Origin of the sequence: Nostoc sp. (assembly GCF_036918245.1) — a bacterium.
In the GTDB taxonomy this organism is placed as follows: Bacteria; Cyanobacteriota; Cyanobacteriia; order Cyanobacteriales; family Nostocaceae; genus Nostoc.
Genome location: NZ_JBALEF010000106.1, coordinates 83,104 through 102,399 on the forward strand (window position 1 = coordinate 83,104; position 19,296 = coordinate 102,399).

At 40.4% G+C, this 19,296-nt stretch carries 19 protein-coding genes; 10 read left to right on the plus strand and 9 right to left on the minus strand.

Annotation, left to right across the window (positions count from 1 at the left end; translation table 11 throughout):
- The first annotated feature begins 3 nt into the window (after positions 1–3).
- The 3 genes from V7L12_RS31030 to V7L12_RS31040 are packed head-to-tail and all read left to right on the plus strand — an operon-like array spanning position 4 to position 1,380.
- Positions 4–447: a YybH family protein gene (locus tag V7L12_RS31030; RefSeq protein WP_334928426.1), complete on the plus strand. Its 444-nt coding sequence runs from the start codon at positions 4–6 to the stop codon at positions 445–447.
- Between the two features lie 43 nt (positions 448–490).
- The gene (locus V7L12_RS31035; RefSeq protein WP_335090385.1) at positions 491–880 is read left to right on the plus strand and encodes a VOC family protein; all 390 of its coding nucleotides are present in this window, start codon (positions 491–493) and stop codon (positions 878–880) included.
- Positions 850–1,380, plus strand: coding sequence for a VOC family protein (locus V7L12_RS31040; RefSeq protein WP_335090285.1), 531 nt, complete (start codon positions 850–852; stop codon positions 1,378–1,380). The genes V7L12_RS31035 and V7L12_RS31040 overlap by 31 nt, the downstream gene beginning before the upstream one ends.
- Positions 1,381–1,784: 404 nt before the next feature.
- On the opposite strand, the gene V7L12_RS31045 is transcribed toward V7L12_RS31040, so the two are convergent.
- From V7L12_RS31045 to V7L12_RS31060, 4 genes are all read right to left on the minus strand, one after another.
- Positions 1,785–2,225, minus strand: a complete 441-nt coding sequence (locus tag V7L12_RS31045; protein ID WP_335090287.1) for a hypothetical protein — start codon at positions 2,223–2,225, stop codon at positions 1,785–1,787.
- 83 nt (positions 2,226–2,308) lie between these two features.
- A complete protein-coding gene (locus V7L12_RS31050) occupies positions 2,309–3,163 on the minus strand; it encodes a DUF72 domain-containing protein (protein ID WP_335090289.1) in 855 nt (284 codons plus the stop codon).
- 367 nt (positions 3,164–3,530) lie between these two features.
- Positions 3,531–4,202, minus strand: coding sequence for a pentapeptide repeat-containing protein (locus V7L12_RS31055; protein ID WP_335090291.1), 672 nt, complete (start codon positions 4,200–4,202; stop codon positions 3,531–3,533).
- 166 nt (positions 4,203–4,368) lie between these two features.
- Positions 4,369–4,863 carry a hypothetical protein gene (locus V7L12_RS31060; RefSeq protein ID WP_334825788.1) on the minus strand — a complete coding sequence of 165 codons (495 nt, stop codon included), beginning with the start codon at positions 4,861–4,863 and terminating at the stop codon, positions 4,369–4,371.
- 848 nt (positions 4,864–5,711) lie between these two features.
- Between V7L12_RS31060 and aroF the strand changes: the two genes are divergently transcribed.
- Both aroF and V7L12_RS31070 read left to right on the plus strand, forming a co-directional pair.
- Positions 5,712–6,581 (plus strand): 3-deoxy-7-phosphoheptulonate synthase, encoded by an 870-nt coding sequence (aroF, locus tag V7L12_RS31065; protein ID WP_335090293.1) that lies wholly within the window; start codon positions 5,712–5,714, stop codon positions 6,579–6,581.
- A 365-nt stretch (positions 6,582–6,946) separates the two neighbouring features.
- Positions 6,947–7,249, plus strand: coding sequence for a hypothetical protein (locus V7L12_RS31070; RefSeq protein WP_335090294.1), 303 nt, complete (start codon positions 6,947–6,949; stop codon positions 7,247–7,249).
- A gap of 215 nt (positions 7,250–7,464) precedes the next feature.
- On the opposite strand, the gene V7L12_RS31075 is transcribed toward V7L12_RS31070, so the two are convergent.
- The gene (locus V7L12_RS31075) at positions 7,465–8,223 is read right to left on the minus strand and encodes a sterol desaturase family protein (RefSeq protein WP_335090296.1); all 759 of its coding nucleotides are present in this window, start codon (positions 8,221–8,223) and stop codon (positions 7,465–7,467) included.
- Positions 8,224–8,829: 606 nt separating this feature from the next.
- Between V7L12_RS31075 and V7L12_RS31080 the strand changes: the two genes are divergently transcribed.
- Positions 8,830–9,234 carry an NIL domain-containing protein gene (locus V7L12_RS31080; protein WP_104905189.1) on the plus strand — a complete coding sequence of 135 codons (405 nt, stop codon included), beginning with the start codon at positions 8,830–8,832 and terminating at the stop codon, positions 9,232–9,234.
- A 68-nt stretch (positions 9,235–9,302) separates the two neighbouring features.
- Here V7L12_RS31080 and V7L12_RS31085 read toward each other — a convergent pair whose 3' ends face one another.
- Positions 9,303–10,370 carry a DUF3616 domain-containing protein gene (locus V7L12_RS31085; protein WP_335090298.1) on the minus strand — a complete coding sequence of 356 codons (1,068 nt, stop codon included), beginning with the start codon at positions 10,368–10,370 and terminating at the stop codon, positions 9,303–9,305.
- Between the two features lie 280 nt (positions 10,371–10,650).
- On the opposite strand from V7L12_RS31085, the gene V7L12_RS31090 reads away from it, so the two are divergent.
- Positions 10,651–11,634, plus strand: coding sequence for a CHAD domain-containing protein (locus V7L12_RS31090; RefSeq protein WP_335090300.1), 984 nt, complete (start codon positions 10,651–10,653; stop codon positions 11,632–11,634).
- 297 nt (positions 11,635–11,931) lie between these two features.
- Here the strand turns inward: V7L12_RS31090 and V7L12_RS31095 are convergent, their stop codons facing one another.
- Positions 11,932–12,465: a hypothetical protein gene (locus V7L12_RS31095; protein ID WP_335090302.1), complete on the minus strand. Its 534-nt coding sequence runs from the start codon at positions 12,463–12,465 to the stop codon at positions 11,932–11,934.
- A 100-nt stretch (positions 12,466–12,565) separates the two neighbouring features.
- Positions 12,566–13,027 (minus strand): hypothetical protein, encoded by a 462-nt coding sequence (locus tag V7L12_RS31100; RefSeq protein WP_335090304.1) that lies wholly within the window; start codon positions 13,025–13,027, stop codon positions 12,566–12,568.
- Between the two features lie 1,362 nt (positions 13,028–14,389).
- Here V7L12_RS31100 and V7L12_RS31105 point away from each other — a divergent pair.
- Complete coding sequence (locus V7L12_RS31105; RefSeq protein ID WP_334825769.1) at positions 14,390–15,979, plus strand: B12-binding domain-containing radical SAM protein; 1,590 nt, start codon at positions 14,390–14,392, stop codon at positions 15,977–15,979.
- 246 nt (positions 15,980–16,225) lie between these two features.
- On the opposite strand, the gene V7L12_RS31110 is transcribed toward V7L12_RS31105, so the two are convergent.
- Positions 16,226–16,825: an arsinothricin resistance N-acetyltransferase ArsN1 family B gene (locus V7L12_RS31110; protein ID WP_334825767.1), complete on the minus strand. Its 600-nt coding sequence runs from the start codon at positions 16,823–16,825 to the stop codon at positions 16,226–16,228.
- 95 nt (positions 16,826–16,920) lie between these two features.
- Here V7L12_RS31110 and V7L12_RS31115 point away from each other — a divergent pair, with 95 nt between their 5' ends.
- Together V7L12_RS31115 and V7L12_RS31120 are read left to right on the plus strand one after the other, a co-directional pair.
- Complete coding sequence (locus tag V7L12_RS31115; protein ID WP_334825764.1) at positions 16,921–17,076, plus strand: hypothetical protein; 156 nt, start codon at positions 16,921–16,923, stop codon at positions 17,074–17,076.
- A gap of 756 nt (positions 17,077–17,832) precedes the next feature.
- On the plus strand, positions 17,833–19,197 hold the full coding sequence (locus V7L12_RS31120; RefSeq protein WP_335090306.1) for an LLM class flavin-dependent oxidoreductase: 1,365 nt from the start codon (positions 17,833–17,835) through the stop codon (positions 19,195–19,197).
- Positions 19,198–19,296: the final 99 nt, after the last annotated feature.

Genomic DNA, 19,296 nt, shown 5'->3' on the forward strand with positions numbered 1-19,296 from the left:
CCCATGACAACCAAAAGCACGATCGCAACTAACGAAGTTCAGATTCGCCAACTAATTGCCGAGCAACAACGTGCCATCTGTACCAAGGATGTTGAGCAAATCATGTCCCATTATGCCACTGAGGTCATCGTCTTCGATGTTAAACCTCCCTTCCAAACCCAAGGGAAAGATGCTTGGGGTCAAGTGTGGTCAGAATGTTTGCCTTACTTCCCCGACACCTTTGAGATTGAAACACGAGACCTCAAGATTACCGTCAGTGAAGACTTAGCGGTTGCACATTGGCTATTTCGCTTCACAGGAACTCAAGACCATCCAGCAATGCAGACGTGGATGCGCGTCACAGCTGTCTGCCAGAAAAATCAAGGCGAATGGCAGATATTACACGAACATCTCTCGGTTCCATTCGATCCAGAGACTTCTCAAGCTGTATTCACGCTAAACCCATAAGCTAATCTACTGAGCCAACGCCATGAAACTCAATCCTTATCTTATGTTCAACGGCAACTGTGAAGCAGCGTTCAAGTTCTACGAACACTGTCTTGGCGGCAAAATTGTCATGATGATGACCCACGGAGATGCACCCTCAGCCGAGCATATACCTGCCGGATGGCATGACAAAATCATGCACGTCTGCCTCGATCTGGGCGATCGCCTCTTGATGGGATCTGACAGTCCGCCTGGATATTTTGAAACACCCCAAGGCTTTTACGTGCAAATCAGCGTTGACGAGCCAGCGGAGGCAGAACGCATTTTTCATACCCTGGCAGAAAACGGAAAAGTGAAGATGCCGATCGATCAAACCTTTTGGTCTGTCCGCTTTGGGATGTTGGTCGATCAATTCGGTATTCCGTGGATGGTCAACTGCCAGAAGACTGCTTGACTTGTGGGGAGGCGCTTATGGGCGTCTTCCCTGTAAAACCTCAGCGCTTTTTCGCCGATCTTTCACTGTGGAATAATTCAAAAGAAGAACCCATGAGTACTCAAATTTTTGTTAATCTGCCAGTCAAAAACCTCAATCAATCGATCGAGTTCTTTACTCAACTTGGCTTTGAGTTTAATTCTCAATTTACTGACGAAACTTCCACCTGTATGATTGTGTCCGAAAACATTTTCGTCATGCTCTTGACCCATGAGAAGTTTAAGACGTTTACTCCCAAAGAAATTTGTGATGCCACAAAAAGCACAGAAGCGCTTGTGTGTTTATCTTTTGATAGCCGAGAACAAGTTGATGAAATAGTTCGCAAGGCTGTCGCCGCTGGTGGAACAACCTACAATGAACCGCAAGATCACGGTTTTATGTATGGACATGGATTTGCTGACTTAGATGGCCACATTTGGGAAATTATCTACATGGAGCCAAGCGCAATAAGTCAAGGTTGAAAATGCAATGTTTAAGGAATTCCCATTCCGATGCTGTACAACGTTATATCGCATCTGAATGGGAACCGCTATAGCTGTAATCATTGGTGTCAACTTAACGTGAAAGCCAGCCTATAAGAAGCTTTTAGATATTGTCTCGTTCCCAGTCTCCGACTGGGAATGCCATCCTAGAGGCTCTGCCTCCCTTGCTGGCGGCAGAGCCATCAGGAGCAGCATTTCCAGCCAAAGGCTGGAAACGAGGTTTTAAAGGAGTTTCAGCTTACAGCTATTTTCAGGTAAATAGACCACGCGGTAGGGGCGCAAGGCCTTGCGCCCCTACAACAAATGTGGTTCAAATATATGAAAACTGCTGTAAGTTGACACCTATGAGCTGTAATACAAAAATGCAAATACTCCTACCTTCTTCAAATAGCTCTTTGCCGCACATGTCGCCCATCAAACCCTTGCTTAATCCAATTCAGACATTCATATTCAGATTTGAATAACTTTGGAGCTGCAATATTATTCAATAACTCTGGTGGGTAATGGTCATAAAAATATTTATCTCCTTCTTGGAAGATGATAATCAAATTGTTCCGATAAATGTAGCGAGACTTAAAACTATCCCCTCGATGAACAAACTCGGAATTTTGATCGATATGCTCTTTAGCAATATCAATGATATTACTAACGTCACTACCACAGATTCCTGCTGGATTTCCTGCTTTGTGAAATTGGCTTCTGTGCCCAATTTCAGATAGCATTTTATACGAATAAATTTCGTAATTATCCGCCTTACCAAAAACAAATGGAATTATGAGATATCCTTTATATGAGACTGATTTTTCATAAAGAAGACGACTCATCTCAACCTCCTTTTGTGGAATTGCTCTGAAAAAATTCGCTTTAACAGAAAAGTATTACAACACCAATTGTCTACTAAATACGATCACCATAAACTGAGCTGATTAGGGGGATGCTCAAGGTTATTCCAAGGTAGGGGTAGAACTAGTGTACCACTTTGTTCCAATAGCTGTTGGAAGTGACGGGCTGTGTTGGGCGATCGCGCTTCTATTGGACAATGGACAAAGAAATAAATTTGCACTCCCATCTGTAACCATTGCTGAATCTGCCTCACCCACTCTTCCATAAATGGCTGATTCACTGATAAATTCGGATGAGAAATAAACCGAATCAGAGTAAAAGGTGCTGTTACACTCAATTGCAACGGTAATTTAGGTTTGCGTCGTTCCGATTGTAATTGGGGATTGTCATCTCCAGTATAAATGGGGCGCGAGTCTAACAGTACCCTTCCGACACCTAACTTTTCTAAAAGCGCCGTCAAATTACTAGCATGGGGTTCCTTGAACCAGTCGGGATGGCGAACTTCCACTGCTAGGGGTGCTTCTGTACGTGGCCAAGCTTCCAGAAAGTTGGACAAATCGTCAAGTAATGCAGGTGCATAGCTGGGTGGTAACTGGGCAAAGATTGGGCCAAGATGCTTACCTAAAGGGCGCATCCCCTCCAGAAATTTTAAAGCAGCTCGGATATAAGGTTTCAGCAACCCTTGATGGGTAATATCTCGCGGTAATTTTAGACAAAATTCAAAACCTGCTGGTGTTTCAGCAGCCCAACGGGTTACAGTTTCTTGGTTAGGCACGGCATAAAAGGTGGTATTACCTTCTACAGTAGTGAAGCGACGACTGTAGAGATGGAGAAAATCGGCAGTGCGAGTACCTTGGGGATAGAGTTCACCTACCCAACCTTTATATGCCCAAACAGCACAACCGATAAAAAAGTTCACAGTGCCTACAACCCTTGATGTATCATATTCAATTTTACACGTAGGTTGTAGGGATGGATGAAGCGAGGTCAAATTCCCGACTTGTTAAAATCACAGATTTTTTTCTCAAAATGCTTGATTGCTTTCTCATTTCAGTAGATTTAGCAAGCAAAAAGGCATATTGCTTTCTCTTTTCAGTAGATCGCGTATTCATTTTAGTGTTTTAGGCAAGCAAATAGGCATATAGCAGTTTTCAATTGCATTGCATAGGAGTAATTTATGCACCAATACGTTTCAGTTAAGGGTTATTGGTGTAGATAATAGGTTTTTTAAGACGCGATAAATCGCGTCTCTACATGAGGATTTTGGTGTTATGGCCCAACCTCACTTATTGATAAATTGAACCATCAGGCATAATTGCCCCTGCTAAGTTAGTACCAACTAATTTAACCAGAAGACGCTCACCAGAGCGAATCCGCGCTCCCGTCAAGTCGGCTCCTCGCAAGTCGGCCCCACTGAGATCCGCTCCAATCAAATTAGCTGCGCGTAAATTCGCCTCCCTGAGATCGGCTAAAAGTAGGTTTGCCCGAAATAAATTTGCTTCAGATAAATTTGCACCTCTGAGGTTGACTTTGTGCATAAAAGTATCACTGAGATTAGCACCACTCAAATTCGCATAACTCAGATTTCTGCCAGATAAGTCTTTATTGCTCAAATTTGCCCGACTGTAGTCTTTGCCGCTTAAATCTGAGTTTTGTTTTGGTGGTCGCTGGGTTGGTTGAGATGGTTTTTCCTGTTGAGGTGACGGTGAGTTCTGTGTGGTTTGATATGTAGTTTGATGTGTGGTTTGAGGTTTGGTTTTTAAAGAGCGCAACTTTTCACGAGCTTCATTTATAGCTTTCAGCTTGTCTTGTGCTTTCTGCTGTAAACGGAGATTGTCTTTGGGAATGCGATCGGGATGCCAAACAAAGACTAAATCTTTGTAAGCCTGGTTCACTTCTTCAAGTGTTGCTCCAGGCTCTAATTCCAAAACTCTATAGTACTGCTCCAGATCGCTCATACGATATTTTGGTGGACAATCAACTTAATTATGAGTGATGGAGTCATCTATACGCTGCATGATTTGTTATGGATTATGGGGCATGGGGAAATAGGAGGCAGGAGGCAGAAGTTCTTTAATTTTGAATACTTCGACACGCTCAGTACAAGTTTTGAATTTATTTCTCTCATCTTCCCATCTCTCCATTTCTCCATCGAGCGATCGCTCTAAAATATGCTGCAACTGGAATCTGATAGACTTCAATATAAATCCAAGCAATAATTGATAAATGTGATAAGAAGGTTAATATTGTCCAAATATATGGCATCCAGGTAATGGGTTCCTTCAGATTAGCAGGAAAATAGTAAGCTACTATGCCAATTAGAGTAGTGGGAAGAATTATAAAAATTGCTGCTGCTAGTCCATAACCCCAACCTAATTCCACACCTTCCAACTGGCCTTCTGCCCAACTCAACCCATTCCAACGCCAAGTTAAAGGTGGTTGCCTAGAAGGCATCTTGATTTGCTGTTGTTCTAAGTTGACTGTAAAAATCTCTTGGCAAAAGTCACAAGCCATAGCTTCCATCAATGGCATGTGAGAAATCTTACCTATTCGACAGACTGGGCAGGGGTAAGCTCCATAATAGTCGAAAGATTGGGTTAAGATTTTGGAACTGGGCATAATGAGACAGATGATCCTAAAAAGTTGATCTGGTCAATGAGGACTTGGGTAAGAATAATGTATGGCGGTTGTCAATTCCCTGCAATAAGCTTTCGCAAGATGAAGTCATAAGTCAGGAGAATTATATATTTTAACTTCTCAATCCTGGCTTTTTAAGCTTCTGAGGTTATATAACTATCGTGATGTCTAATGACAAGCCGCTTTTTTCGTCTACGCAAATAAGTAACTAGTACAATCAGAACAGGGCGTGATTTTGAATTGTGCAAAGCGTTATTAGTCTTAATCCCCAGAGTTGTACTGAGTCTATCGCTTTTTTATAGTTTGTGCAGGTCTTGACAAAGCCTCCTCTTCCTGCTAATTTAACGTTAGATAGGTATATTTCTTAAGTTTTCCAGCAAAAACGCCGCAAATGTTTAACACAAATTCTTACTTTTATTTTTGGTTTAGGGTGGTTCACCGGGAGTGAATTAAGTTTCCTAATGGAAACCGCCCGGTGAACCGCAGAGCAAATTCTGCGGTTTTTGTTTTTTTAAGGAGAATTTCATTGTCATGACTTATTTCAGTAGTTGGTTTTATGGTTTTTACTTTTGGCCCAGAATAAATTCCGGGTAAATAGCGTCATGCCAATGAATTCAGAACGCGCCCGGAACTTTTAAAGGTTTCGGGCTTTTTTGTTATTTGGAAATGGGAATGGGGTATGGGGAATTGACGGACAAGGGAGGCAAAGGAGACAAGGGGAATAACCAATGCCCAATACAACTCTTGGAGAGGCTGCGCCAACGACTTTGCTCAATGCCCAATGCCCAATCCCCAATACTTAATACTTAATTTTTCAGGAGAATGTAACCATGATTAATGCCAAACTTGCTGTACAATCCCATTTAAATCACCAGACAATCGTTAAAATCTCGAAAGAAGTTGCTTTCGGCGGTAAAGAATTGGTAATTATCGGCGGTCCCTGCACTGTTGAAAGCTTAGAACAAATGGAGATAGTCGCCCAAAAGCTATCTACTGCATCAGTACAGGGGTTGCGTGGCGGTGTCTACAAACCCCGCACATCTCCCTACGCTTTCCAGGGTATGGGAGAGTCAGGATTAGAGATTTTAGCCAGGGTGCGATCGCATTACAATATGCCAGTTGTTACGGAGGTAATGTCAATTTCTCAAATTGAAGTAGTCGCCGCCCACGCTGATATGCTTCAAGTTGGTAGCCGTAATATGCAAAACTTTGACTTGCTCAAAGCTTTGGGACAAGCCGGTAAACCAATACTACTTAAACGTGGTTTAGCAGCGACTATTGAAGAATTTGTCATGGCTGCTGAATATATCCTTAGCCACGGGAATCCTGATGTGGTGTTGTGCGAAAGAGGTATTCGCAGTTTTGATGATTACACCCGTAACGTCCTAGATTTAGGGGCAGTGGCAGCACTCAAGCAAATAACTCACTTGCCTGTAATTGTAGATCCTTCTCATGCCGTCGGGAAACGGGAATTGGTCGCACCTGTGGCTAGGGCTGCGATCACTTGCGGTGCAGATGGATTAATTATTGAATGTCACCCAGAACCAGAAAAATCTGTTTCTGATGCCCGTCAAGCACTTTCTTTAGAAGATATGGTGCATTTAGTTAATAGTTTAAAGCCTGTAGCAACAGCCGTTGGGCGTAGTATATCAGATGTCGGGGCGGGTTTGGAACCTGCCCCAATTTTTTGGGCTGCTTAAATTTCATACAAGGCGATTGCTTGAATGTCTCAGTCAAAATATTTCTTTTGGCTTAAGTACAAATAGCGATCGCCTTCATAAAATAAACTTGTTACTTCAGCTATTCCATTTGTTCTCAAACAATTTTTGCAACACAATCTTCTATATATAAATCTAAATTATCATTTTAACAAATAAGACTACTTGATTTTATTCCCCAAGTCGTTTTATTCTGAAATCAGTAGATATTTTAACTTTTGCTAAATTGCCTAAAACAGTTTTGAGTATACCGAACTTTCAACTTTGAGAACCTAAAGAAGGACAATAACTAAATGCTAGAGCAGCAGATTGATTGCCCCATCAAACCTAAGACAAGTGCAATGATTATGAAACTTTTTCAAATCACTATAGTGGTCTTAGTACTTTTGATTAACTTAGCAATTGCTTTCCCCTCTTGGGCAGAAAGTACGCCTTCTTTAACGAGCAATTCTGACAACTTTCAAGTTGGGCAAAAAGTCATTTGGCTTTACAAGCCCCGCACAGATTCTGGCGATGTCCAAAAAATTCCTGCCGAAATAGTCAAGTTAAGTTCCAAGCAAGTGCAAATCAAGATTTACAAACATAACAACGAATTTGTCAATCGTTGGGTGAATCCAAACAAGCTTGAGAATTCGACAAAAGTTAAATAGTCAGTACTCTAGAATTTCGCTAGCGGGACTTAAACATTTTTGATGCATAAACAAGACTCAAATCCATACAAGGCAAGGAAAATACACCAAACGCTCAAGAATGCTTGAAACCCAGATATATCAAGAAAGTAGGCAAAACGATGTCAAAGTCTCTCTGCATATAGATTTAAGGCTCTTTTTATGGCTATTTTTTGTCTAAGTCCCACTAGATGGAGTTAAAACTCCCTTGTGTGGGTTTCGTTTTCATAATTAGGATCTTCAGTACCAAGCAGTTTGTCCCAGAACGTAAAATACAAACCGTAGTGTACTTTATACTTGCGATGATGTATGGAATGATGCATAGAACCAATAAGCCACCTTCCAATCCAGTAACTTTTAGATGAAGAAGGAAATAGCTCAAATCCGAGATGGGTAAACACTGCCCATACTGTCATAGTTATAAGTGCGGCAACTAAGGTGACGAAATGTAGCGGAACTATGAAGCTTACACCTACAAAGAAAAGTGCTTGTACGATCGCTTCTGGTAAGTCGAAGGCAGAGGAACTCCAGGGTGTTGGCTCGCCTGAACGGTGGTGTCCATAATGCATCCATCTAAAAATTAGAGGGTGGTGAAACATCCGATGGATAAAATAAAAGTAAGTATCCTGAAGAATTAGCACTGCAATAAAGCTAACTATTAAATACCACAGTCCGTATTTCCAGATGTCAGCGTATAACAGCGTTGCTCCCAAATTATACTCTGAGATCATAAACGCTCCAGAAATAGCAAAAACTACTGTGGAGATTACTGATAATTCAATATCCTTTTTAATCGAACAACTCATCAACGGTTTCAAACGCAAACTCTTGTTAGCGAGAGACTTCCCTAAAACTAAATAAAAGAGCAAGTATGCTCCCCCAGCAATCAGAAAGTATCGGGCAAGAGTGATACCGAAGAAGAAAAAGCAATAATACCAAAATGAGTGGTTCGTCAATTAGACCCATCCGTAATATTAATTCAGTGAAATGAAAATGCTGATTATGTCCAATTTTTTTGGTCTTGATTACCAAAAATAACCAAATTAAGATTTAATTTGTTAATCGACAAAATCCATTGCTTATTTTACAGCATCAAGTAGTTCAGATAATATATATTAACTTTTGTTAAGAAAAATTAAACTAATTTTATTGCATATATAAATATAAATTACTACTATTCATAAAAAAAACGTTCTTGGTTAACTTAAATTGTAGTAAATAGCTAATTTTGCAACTAGGTTACAATTTATTTAAGTCGTCCGTTTATATGATGTATTTGAACAACAATTGAATTGATTTTTACCCATTGTGTTTTTTAACACCTAAAAAAACTTTTAAATCACTTTTCCCTACGTCTACTTTTGATAAATTAATTTACTATAGATTTTGTTTTACTTTTCTAGACTCCAGCCCAACGCTACGGCTACTTCAGCAGCTAATTCTAGAGGATTGAATGGTTTAGCGTGTCCTTCTCTTGCCTTGTTCGTTCGTGCAACTTACCGTAGGGAAGGACTGATAAAACTCTCAATACGCTACAACAGAAAAAATCTTCTGCTAAACCTGTGAAAAAACGAGTAACACTCACCTTCCCGAAAAGGGCCGTGCAAATGCCAGTCACTTACGTACTGGCCAAAGAGTTCAACGTCGCCGCTAATATTATCCGCGCCCAAGTTGCCCCAAATCAAATTGGCAAACTGGTAGTGGAATTATCGGGAGACATCGATCAATTAGATGCGGCGATCGAGTGGATGCGATCGCGTAATGTTAATGTTTCTTCTACATTAGGCGAAATTGCGATCGACGAGGATGTGTGTGTCCACTGTGGCTTGTGTACTGGGGTTTGTCCTACCGAAGCCCTCACCCTCCACCCAGAGACATACAAGTTGACATTCACGCGATCGCGCTGTATTGTCTGCGAACAGTGTATCCCCACCTGTCCCGTACAAGCAATCTCTACTAACATTTAAAATTATCGTACACACTACAGACAATTGCCCATCCAACTTTCTCAGCAATCCAAAATCTAAAATTGAAGTTACCCCAACTTAAACACATCCGCGATTACCCCACCATCACCAACCAGCCTACTTTTTGCTGGAGAGTCATAAACTACCAATAGCGAAGGTATGCCAGCTACATCCTGAAACATCGTCATACCCTCAGCGTGTTCTTCTCGATTTCCATAAGGAATATCTTGCACAAAATCGGGATTGCTGAAGACATTTTCTCGTAAATTAACGCCATTTATCCAGCGATAAACTTGCACGGATCCATCTAAATCCATCGTTGGCCCGGCTAAAATCAACAAATCTTTATCATCTATATACAAATCCCGAATTCCCAAACCATTCAACCAGATAAAATGCTTTTTATATAACTCCTTTAATTCCCCAATTTGCTTTAGTTTCATAAGTCCAGGGGTAGAATCTTCTAACTCTATTTCCAGCACCACAGCCCAACCCCGCAATACAGGGCCCCGCAAACCCAGAAAGACGCGGTTTTGATAAATGCCTATTCCTTCAATATCAAAGCCATTATCCTTTCCGGGAATTCCTGCTTGAATAAACAAGCCTAAATGGGCATCATCTGCTAAAGCTGTGATCAGCAAATTACCCTGATTCGTCACTTCTAGTTTAGCGGCATTCAATTGCACATCTGGCTTTTCGGGGTGTGGGCAAGATGAGAATAGCTTACCGTCTATCAGAGGAATTCGTCCTAAAATGTAACGGTTAGGTTCCGATTCAATTTTTGCTAGCCTTTTAGAGTTTTTGGCATCTGTATTTTCAGGTTTGAATTTTTTGCGTTTGTAACTGTGAGAACCAACAAACCATAAGTAATTATCAGCGTAAGCCAGTCCTTCTATATCAATTTCTTCCTCTTCTGGTGCAGGTAAATTGATAAATTCTGCTACTCTAAATTGTTGATGTTCTGTAAATTTATCAGTATCAACCAAAGATAGACGCTCAATAGTTGAGGTTTCATCTGACCCCAACCATAAATACTTCTGATGTGTTAGCAGCAATGCTGATAAGTCTTCTCTATGTTCTTGAAAAGAATCTACAAAAGTCAATAAAACTTGATTTAGCAAATGTAAGTTTGGCATTTTGAATCATATTAAGAGTTCCAAAAACATTAGATATGCTATTATAAGATGTGATTTGATTTTCTAAAAATATTTATCTCAAAACTATAACTTATATCAACTTGACGGTGTGAAGTACCCTTGACAAATATTGCATATTTATAGCAGATGATGCAACTATCAATCGTCATAAGCATAGTTGAAAATCCTCATACCATAAAAAATATCGAAAGTAGATGCAAATTTTTAAATAATATTGTTATTATGCAATAACTTCATGAGGTAATCATTCAGACCCATTATGAAATTAGCTACACAACCTACAGTAAAAACTCTTGGTGACTACGCCTACCAAGCGATTGAAAAACACTGTAAGAAAACCTTTAAGTGGGAAAAATCAGTAAAGAAAGATGAAGACCCAGAAGCGCTGCACCAAATGCGAGTGGGAATGCGCCGCCTACGGACAGCGGTAACTCGGTTTGGGCTAGCAGTGAATGTGTCGAAACCAGTCAGCGATAAAAATATTGGTAAAATAGCCCGTCGTCTTGGTAATCTGCGAGATTTAGACGTACTCAAAGAAAGTTTGGAAAACAATTACAAACCAAACTTACCCCGCAAAGAACAGGAATCTCTACAAACAGCTTTTATAGCTTTAGCGAAACAACGTGAAGATGTACAATCGAGTGTGCAGAAAACATTAAACGATGAATCTTACAAGTCTCTAAAAGATGCATTAGATAAGTGGTTAGAGAAACCCAGTTATCAACCTTTGGCATCTATTGCCATTCAGCAAGTGCTACCAGACTTACTTTTACCAGAACTGAGTAACTTCTTACTGCATCCAGGTTGGCTAGTTGGTACTGAAGTTGTAGAATCAGAAGTGAAAATCCAGAAAAACTGGAAACCAAAAAAGATAGAAAAACAATTGACAACAGAAGGTGAAAGTCTTCATAGTTTGCGAAAAGAAGCTAAACGTATACGCTATCAAATGGAGTTGTTTACTGACTTATATGGCGATTCTTACGAAGCTTATATTACAGAAGTGAAAAATATCCAAGAAATTTTGGGTACGATGCAAGATAGTGCCGTTTTAACTGACTGGCTTGCAGATGTATACAAGTCAGAAATTCAGACTGAGTTGCCCATCCTTGCTAATTTGTTAACTGAAAATCGTTACCAGTCGTGGCAGCAGTGGCAACCTTTGCAAGAACGGTATTTGAAAACTGAAACCAGACATAGTTTTCATTTAACAATATTGCACCCGCTTTCAGGAGTAATAAGTTAAAAGTTACTCTTTATTGAGAAAGCATTGGACTAACGAACAGATAATTGAATAGGAGCTTCTAGAGACAAAACATAAACACTGCTCTAGGGAATTTATACAATACGAGTCTTTTCGGCGGAACCCAAACCTGAAATTAGTCTAATAGTGCTTTCTAGTATTGCTCCTTGCTCAGTTTGACCGGGGAGCGCCTTGGCTGAAAAAGTTCAAGGTGCTTCCACCAATCCTGCCCCAAACAGAGCCATTCTTGACGGCTTTATCATTAACTTGCATGAATTTAGATGAACTTAATATCTGAATCTAGCGGTATCTAGCAGTTCCCTTAAGTGGGAAAGTCTCATATAATTGTAGTTGCCCAAATATTGGTCTTCGGATTAATCCTGATGTTTTTTCGGTAATGAGAATTGCTTGAGTTTGGACAGGAGTTTCTCTATCACTAATAAGTAAGTTAACAGTGGGTAACAAAAAACTGAGTTTGACTGTATTGCCTCCGACAGTAGGATTTGGACTGCTAATAATTACTGTAATCAGTGTCCCGATATCAGTAGTTAATGTCTTAATGTCATCGCCACTGAAATGAAGGGAAGTATTTTGAGTTTTGTAATCAAGCTGTGAAACTTCGTTAAAGATAGAATACTTAATCTGAGTACCATTGCCATTAAGTGTAAACTCATTTGGTCGTTGCACAACAATTGCTTGTGCTTTTTTCGTAGATTTGGTCATCAACAAAGATACTAGTGATGTCGTAGTTAAGCCAGTCACAAAGGTGAGAGCAGCTTTGAGAATTTGACGGCGGGGCAAATTTGAGGATATATCTTTCAAGTTAGGATTCATAGTTTTTTCTTCTGATGCTGATTGTGACTTGTTGAAAGCTACCTAATTTTATTGCTTTATTTTTGTGATTGTTTTTCGTCTTCTTTACACCCTCAAACGGTTACAAATTTTTAGAAGTTGAAAAGTTCAATTCCTCTTGAATACTTTTAGCGTCATTATACAAATTTGTGACTTTAGAATCATTACTTGGACAGCTAATATCTGGAGATTTCTGCCCAGAATAATTGACTTGAGTTGATGTCCCGAATGAAACAGATTTCGGACACGATCTATATGGTAATTTTGACAGTGGTTTAGCTGCTGAAATATCATTGAAAAGTTTAGTAGCTGTGTTCAGTTTAATTTCACCTGTACCTTTTGTATTGCAAACAGTGTAAGTTGCCTTTCCTGATGGCAATACGGAAATGTTATACTTGCAAGTATTCGTAGAACCGCTATTAATAATAATAGCTGGCTCTTGAAGAATTGCAGCTTGTGCAAGTATTTTAAGAGAAAAAATACATAAAGGTGTAGTTAGTAAAACTGAAGCCAAGCTAATTTTATAGGATGCAAAAAGTTTCATTATCACCTCACATTTATTTTTTTAGTTATTTAGACTTATTTAACTGCTTGAAAAAAAAATTACAAGAAAATTATCCAATAGTAATTTTTTGGTTAATGCTTGATTAAGAAAAACTAGATTCATAAGTAGCACAGTGTGAAACAGAAATTATAGATAATATTTAAAACTATAGTTTACTGTATACTTTTTAGATATGTCATTATTGTGTCAACTTTGTGTCAGAAAAATATCTGATTTTAATCTGGTATCCCTATTAAATATATGCTTAGGGCTTTGCAGCAAAAAAATTCAGTGACGTAACTTTGACAGGAATGCTGCACAGTTGAACCCTACGGTTCTCGGTAGATGCTGACCTCTGCTTTGGGGTACAGGACTTTTATTTGTGTAAAAAAATTCTCTCCGAAAGCGGATTGTTTATTTTCAAGTTTGATAAATCGATACAAGACAGGCGTGATATCATGTCCGCATAATTAGTTATGATTCCCACAGCCATTGCACCCCACCCCGCCAAAGCTACGCTTTGTCTCCCCTCCCCGATGCTTTGGGGAGGGAGGGGATTAAGGGGTAGGGTTCTTCGGGTTTAATAAGTAATCAAGCGGACATGATATGAGATTGTTGGCTGGATGATTGGTAACTTTTTTCATCATATATACTACTATCATAAAATACATATAAATAGATATCTGAAACTGTTGGTTAATTAGTTTTTCAGATAAAAAATCTGTCGGCATTAACTCGACAGTGTAAATTTTATCTGCGTCTACCTCATAATCAATAACAACACCACGAGAACTTTTCCTTCTTAGACCGGGAAACAATAATTTATAAGATTTAAAAAAGTCTGGCCATAAATAAAGACGGGTTGCAGCCCGTCTAAATAGCTTGAAAGTGCAAATACACCTTGTATAGGATTGAAAATAACACAATTGATTTTCTCAGAGTTGCCAATTTGCCAATTTATAAAAAAACATCTCCATAAATTAAATATACGTTATCCAAAACCTTTGTAAAGACGTAGCAGTTCTACATATCTATATTTTTTTCACTCATATCTATTCTATAAAGAACAGATGTTAGAATCGTCCTAAAAGTCTTGGTATTTGCAGCTAAATCATTTATCCATACATATTTGAGGCTTTTTAGAAATTCCGATTGCACTCCTCACACTCATGAGCAATTTTCAGCTACTCCCTGCTCTCAAAACAGTAATAATCGCCCTAACAAGATATTGCTATGTCTAAATCAGTCATAGTAGAAGTTACAGCTAGTGGATATAAAAGCTCCTCTAATGTGTTATGACGACTGGTTTAGTTTGACATGAACTCAACCAGCAACAAAAATCAAGGTTTATAACCATCAAATATGAACGTTTTACTTCTATACCCCCGCTTTCCAAAAAGTTTTTGGTCTTTTGAAAAAACACTAGCTTTATTAGACCGTAAAGCAATGCTACCGCCTTTAGGCTTGGTAACTGTAGCAGCGATTTTACCGCAAGAATGGGATTTCAAGCTAGTAGATCGAAATGTTCGTGTCTGTACAGAAGCCGAATGGGCTTGGGCTGATTTGGTTATTATGTCGGCGATGATTGTGCAAAAAGAGGATTTGCTCTCTCAGATATTGGAAGCAAAGCAGAGAGGTAAGCAAGTCGCTGTGGGTGGGCCTTTCCCGACAGCGCTACCGAATGAAATGACATCCGCAGGAGCTGACTATTTGATATTAGATGAGGGGGAAATTACCCTACCCTTGTTTGTAGCAGCGATCGCACGCGGCGATCGCACTGGCATCTTTCGCTCTGACGGTGAAAAACCAGATGTCACCAATACTCCAACTCCTCGCTTTGACTTGCTAGAGTTTGAAGCCTATGCAGAGATGTCAGTGCAATTTTCCCGTGGATGTCCCTTCCAGTGTGAATTTTGTGACATTATTGTGCTATACGGTCGCAAACCCCGCACCAAAAACCCAGAACAACTATTAGCAGAACTTGATTATCTCTACAAACTGGGTTGGCGGCGCAGTATTTTTATGGTGGATGACAACTTCATCGGTAATAAGCGGAATGTGAAATTATTTTTGAAGTCCCTTCTACCCTGGATGGTGGAGCATAATTATCCCTTTTCCTTTGCCACAGAGGCTTCAGTTGATTTAGCCCAAGATCAAGAACTGATGGATTTGATGGTAGCGTGTAATTTTGGAGCCGTTTTTCTGGGAATTGAAACCCCCGATGAAGAAAGTCTTACTTTCACTCAGAAATATCAGAATACCAGAGATTCACTCAGTGAGGCGGTGAATAAAATTACCCGTTCCGGGCTGCGAGTCATGGCAGGCTTTATCATTGGGTTTGATGGCGAGAAAGTAGGAGCCGGCGCCCGAATTGTCAAGTTTGTGGAGCAAACAGCAATTCCCACAGCCTTATTTAGTATGCTGCAAGCACTTCCAGATACAGCCCTCTGGCATAGATTAGAAAAGGAAGGACGACTCCGCAATAAATCTGCCAATATCAACCAAACCACGTTGATGAACTTTGTCCCAACTCGACCTTTAGAAGACATCGCTCGTGAATATGTGCAGGCGTTCTGTGATTTGTATGAGCCAGAGCGGTTTTTGGAGCGTACATATAAACACTTCCGGCTTTTGGGCGAAGCAACCTACCCGAAAAAGGGCAAAGCTGCTAAAAAACCATTGAACTGGAAAGTACTCCGAGCCTTTCTGATTATTTGTTGGCGTCAAGGTGTACGTCGTCAGACACGCTGGCAATTCTGGCGCAACTTGTGGAACATGTATCAGCATAATCCGGGTGGGGTGAGTAGCTACTTAGCTGTTTGTGCCCAAATAGAGCATTTCTTGGAATATCGCCAAATTGTTCGGGATGAAATTGAGGCTCAAGTAGCTGAATTTCTGGACGCAGAAGCTAGGGTAAAACCGCAAGCAGAAGTGATGGAAGTATACTCGTAGCATTTAGAGCAAGAGTTTAAGACCTCCACTGAATAGACATCTTGCAAAAGTACTTTTGCAAGATGTTGGGGAAAGTTTAAAGGGTGAATGGCACTAAGAAAACGTGAGTTCGACGGGTTAAAAAGGTGCCTTATACCTACTTACCTAACAAACCGTCTATTGATATTTACCCTAAAGGACTGCCTGCACTACCTCCTGCCCTTTTTTAGTCCCATCGAACTCACGTTAACTAAGAGCAACACCAAGTTAAACGCGAAGTAGCAAGAGTCCACTTCTTAAAGCTTGATTCCACAGAGATAATTTTTGAACTTCTGGCAAAGAAAGAGGCTGATTTACTGATAGCGGTGGCTCTTGTTGCAGAGATAGTTGCCACCAACCGACATTGTGCCACTTACTAAATTTATACCCAACTCTGTAAAATACACCTACAGGGGAAAAACCGACAGCCTCATGCATGGCTACACTTGCTGGGTTGGGTAGAGCGATCGCAGCAAAAACGTTATAAAATCCTTGGAGTCGCAGCAACCCAAAAAGGGAAGTGTACAAAGCTTTGGCAACTCCTTTTCTGCGATATTCAACATTTACGTACACAGATGATTCTACAGACCATTGGTAAGCGGCACGAGTCCGGTAGGGAGTAGCATAGGCATAACCTAGAATCTCATCGTTAATTTCACACACTAGCCAAGGCATCTGCTGTTGATAGTTATTGATGCGTCCTTCAAATTCCGTTTTGCTGGGAGGCTCTATCTCAAAGGAAATTGAAGTTTCCCGCACAACTGGTGCATAAATTGCCAGCATTTTTAAGGCATCACTTTCATTAGCTAGTCTGATTACAACATTCACAACAGATTCTTTTTGGGTCTTAATAATTTCTTGCTAGAAACGAGGTTTGAAAAGGATTTTGGCACAGAGGGAAAAAAGAGATTTTACGAGTCACCTTGAAAGGGCTGGTTCTGAAACTTAGCCAAAATCGCAGTCATTCTGACCAGAGTAATGTTGTAGATGCTTTGCTACAAAGTACAGAGCCAACTATTCATGCCATCGGTGCTGCCATGAAACATAATCTTGAAACCAATGAACAATTGCCAGAATGAAAACCAGCGCTTTCTAGTACAGGTCGGCGGAAATAAACCTACCATTATTCAAAACAGCCAGAAAGTCCAAAATTTAAGCATACGTGACTTTTGACTTCCGCTTTGCGGTACTAGAGCATTGTTTAACAAGCCTTAAGTATCATATATAATTATTTAGCGAATTAATAATTTGCAATACTTAATGTTCGGTTAGCTAATAATTAGTAATTCATGATATTGTGATTTCCAACACATCTTTTTTTGGATTGATCGTGTAGGCTCATATCTGCTGGGTAAAATTACTAGATAAATTTATGGTAATTCAAGCACCAAGCAGCAGAATCCTTAATTCTGCTGTGGTATTACACTTGCTCACAGTTCGATTATTTGATTTTTGAGCAATTAATAAGCAACTGAACCGCAAGTTTGGTTGTTAGAGAGCATTCCATGATTACATTCAGTGTGTAGCACAGGGTGAATGCCTGAGTGCCTGACACGAATACCTCAAAGTTTTATGAGGAAAAGATTTTGTCGATATGCTATCCGAGTATTTTTTGGACTTATATCAGCGGTTAAAACCCTAATGCTGTCGTCTTGTCATCAGTCACTTGCCATGTAGGCATCTGGATTTGAGCTAGATGTGTCAGGCATTTGAGCAATTAGGAATTAGCCAACCTATCGTAGCAGCAGTCAAATAATAACTGACGTAGCTATATACAAATCAGCGATACCAACCTTAGAGCTACTGCTAAGGCAATTTTAAGAAAAGAAAAAAGCATGAGTACAACACGCAAAATTCGTTTAGGTGCATTTATTCAAGCTACCGGACATCATGTTTCTGCTTGGCGACACCCCGATACACAAGAAGATGCTGGACTGAATTTCGAGCATTACAAAGAAATTACCCAAACTGCTGAACGCGGCTTATTCGATGCAGTTTTCTTGGCAGATAGTCCAGGAGTCTGGGGCGGCGCTCCAGAAACTCAGCATCGCAATGGTAAAATCGCCCATTTTGAGCCTGTCACCCTCTTCTCGGCCTTATCCTCTGTAACCCAAAAAATCGGCTTCATTTCCACCGCTTCGACCACTTATGAAGAACCCTACACTTTGGCACGTAAGTTTGCTTCCCTAGACTACTTGAGTAAGGGCCGGGCGGGGTGGAATGTAGTCACTACAGGCAATGAAAATGCTGCACGTAATTTCGGCCTTGAGCATCACCCGGAACACAGCCAGCGTTATGAACGCGCTGAAGAGTTTGTGGAAGTGGTGAAAGGTCTATGGGATAGCTGGGAAGACGATGCTTTCATCCGTGACAAAGAGTCTGGTATTTATTTTGATCCAGACAAAGTGCATACATTGAACCACAAAGGCAAATATTTTTCTGTAAAAGGCCCTTTAAACGTCGGTCGTCCGCCCCAAGGTTATCCGGTGATTGTTCAGGCTGGAGCCTCGGAATCGGGACGGGACTTAGCCGCACGCACTGCCGAGGCGATTTTCACTGCCAATCAAACCCTAGCTGATGCCCAGGAATTTTATGCTGATATCAAAGGTAGGCTAGCACAATATGGGCGATCGCCAGACGATCTAAAAATTATGCCTGGTGCTTTCCCAATCATTGGCCGTACCGAATCAGAAGCTCAAGAGAAGTACGAATTTCTGCAATCGTTAATCCATCCCGATGTCGCCTGGGAGATTTTAAAAAACTATTACAAAGGTGTGGATTTGTCGAAATATTCTTTAGATGATGTAGCTCCCGAACTACCCAGCGACACCAACACTAACAAAAGTCGTCTCAAACTAGTCAGAGATTTGGCTACTCGTGGCACTCTCACGCTGCGTCAGTTGTATCTTTCTCTTGCTACTGCACGAGGTCATCGTACCATACTCGGTACTCCTGAAACCATTGCCGACCAGCTAGAAGAATGGTTTAACAACGGTGCAGCAGATGGCTTTAATATCATGCCACCAATCCTTCCCACAGGATTAGATGACTTCGTTAACCTAGTCGTTCCCGTCCTCCAAAAACGCGGACTGTTCCGTACTGAATACGAGGGCAGTACCTTGCGTGAAAACCTGGGATTGCGTCGTCCGGCCAATCGTTTTGCTGCTAAACAACTAGCTGAAAGATTGGTGTTGGCGTAAATAATTTTTCATATCTGCACTGTGCTTATAGTGCTGTGGCATAAATGAATTTTTCACGGATGCTTAAGCCATACTTTTTAAATTGCACCTTCTGTAGAT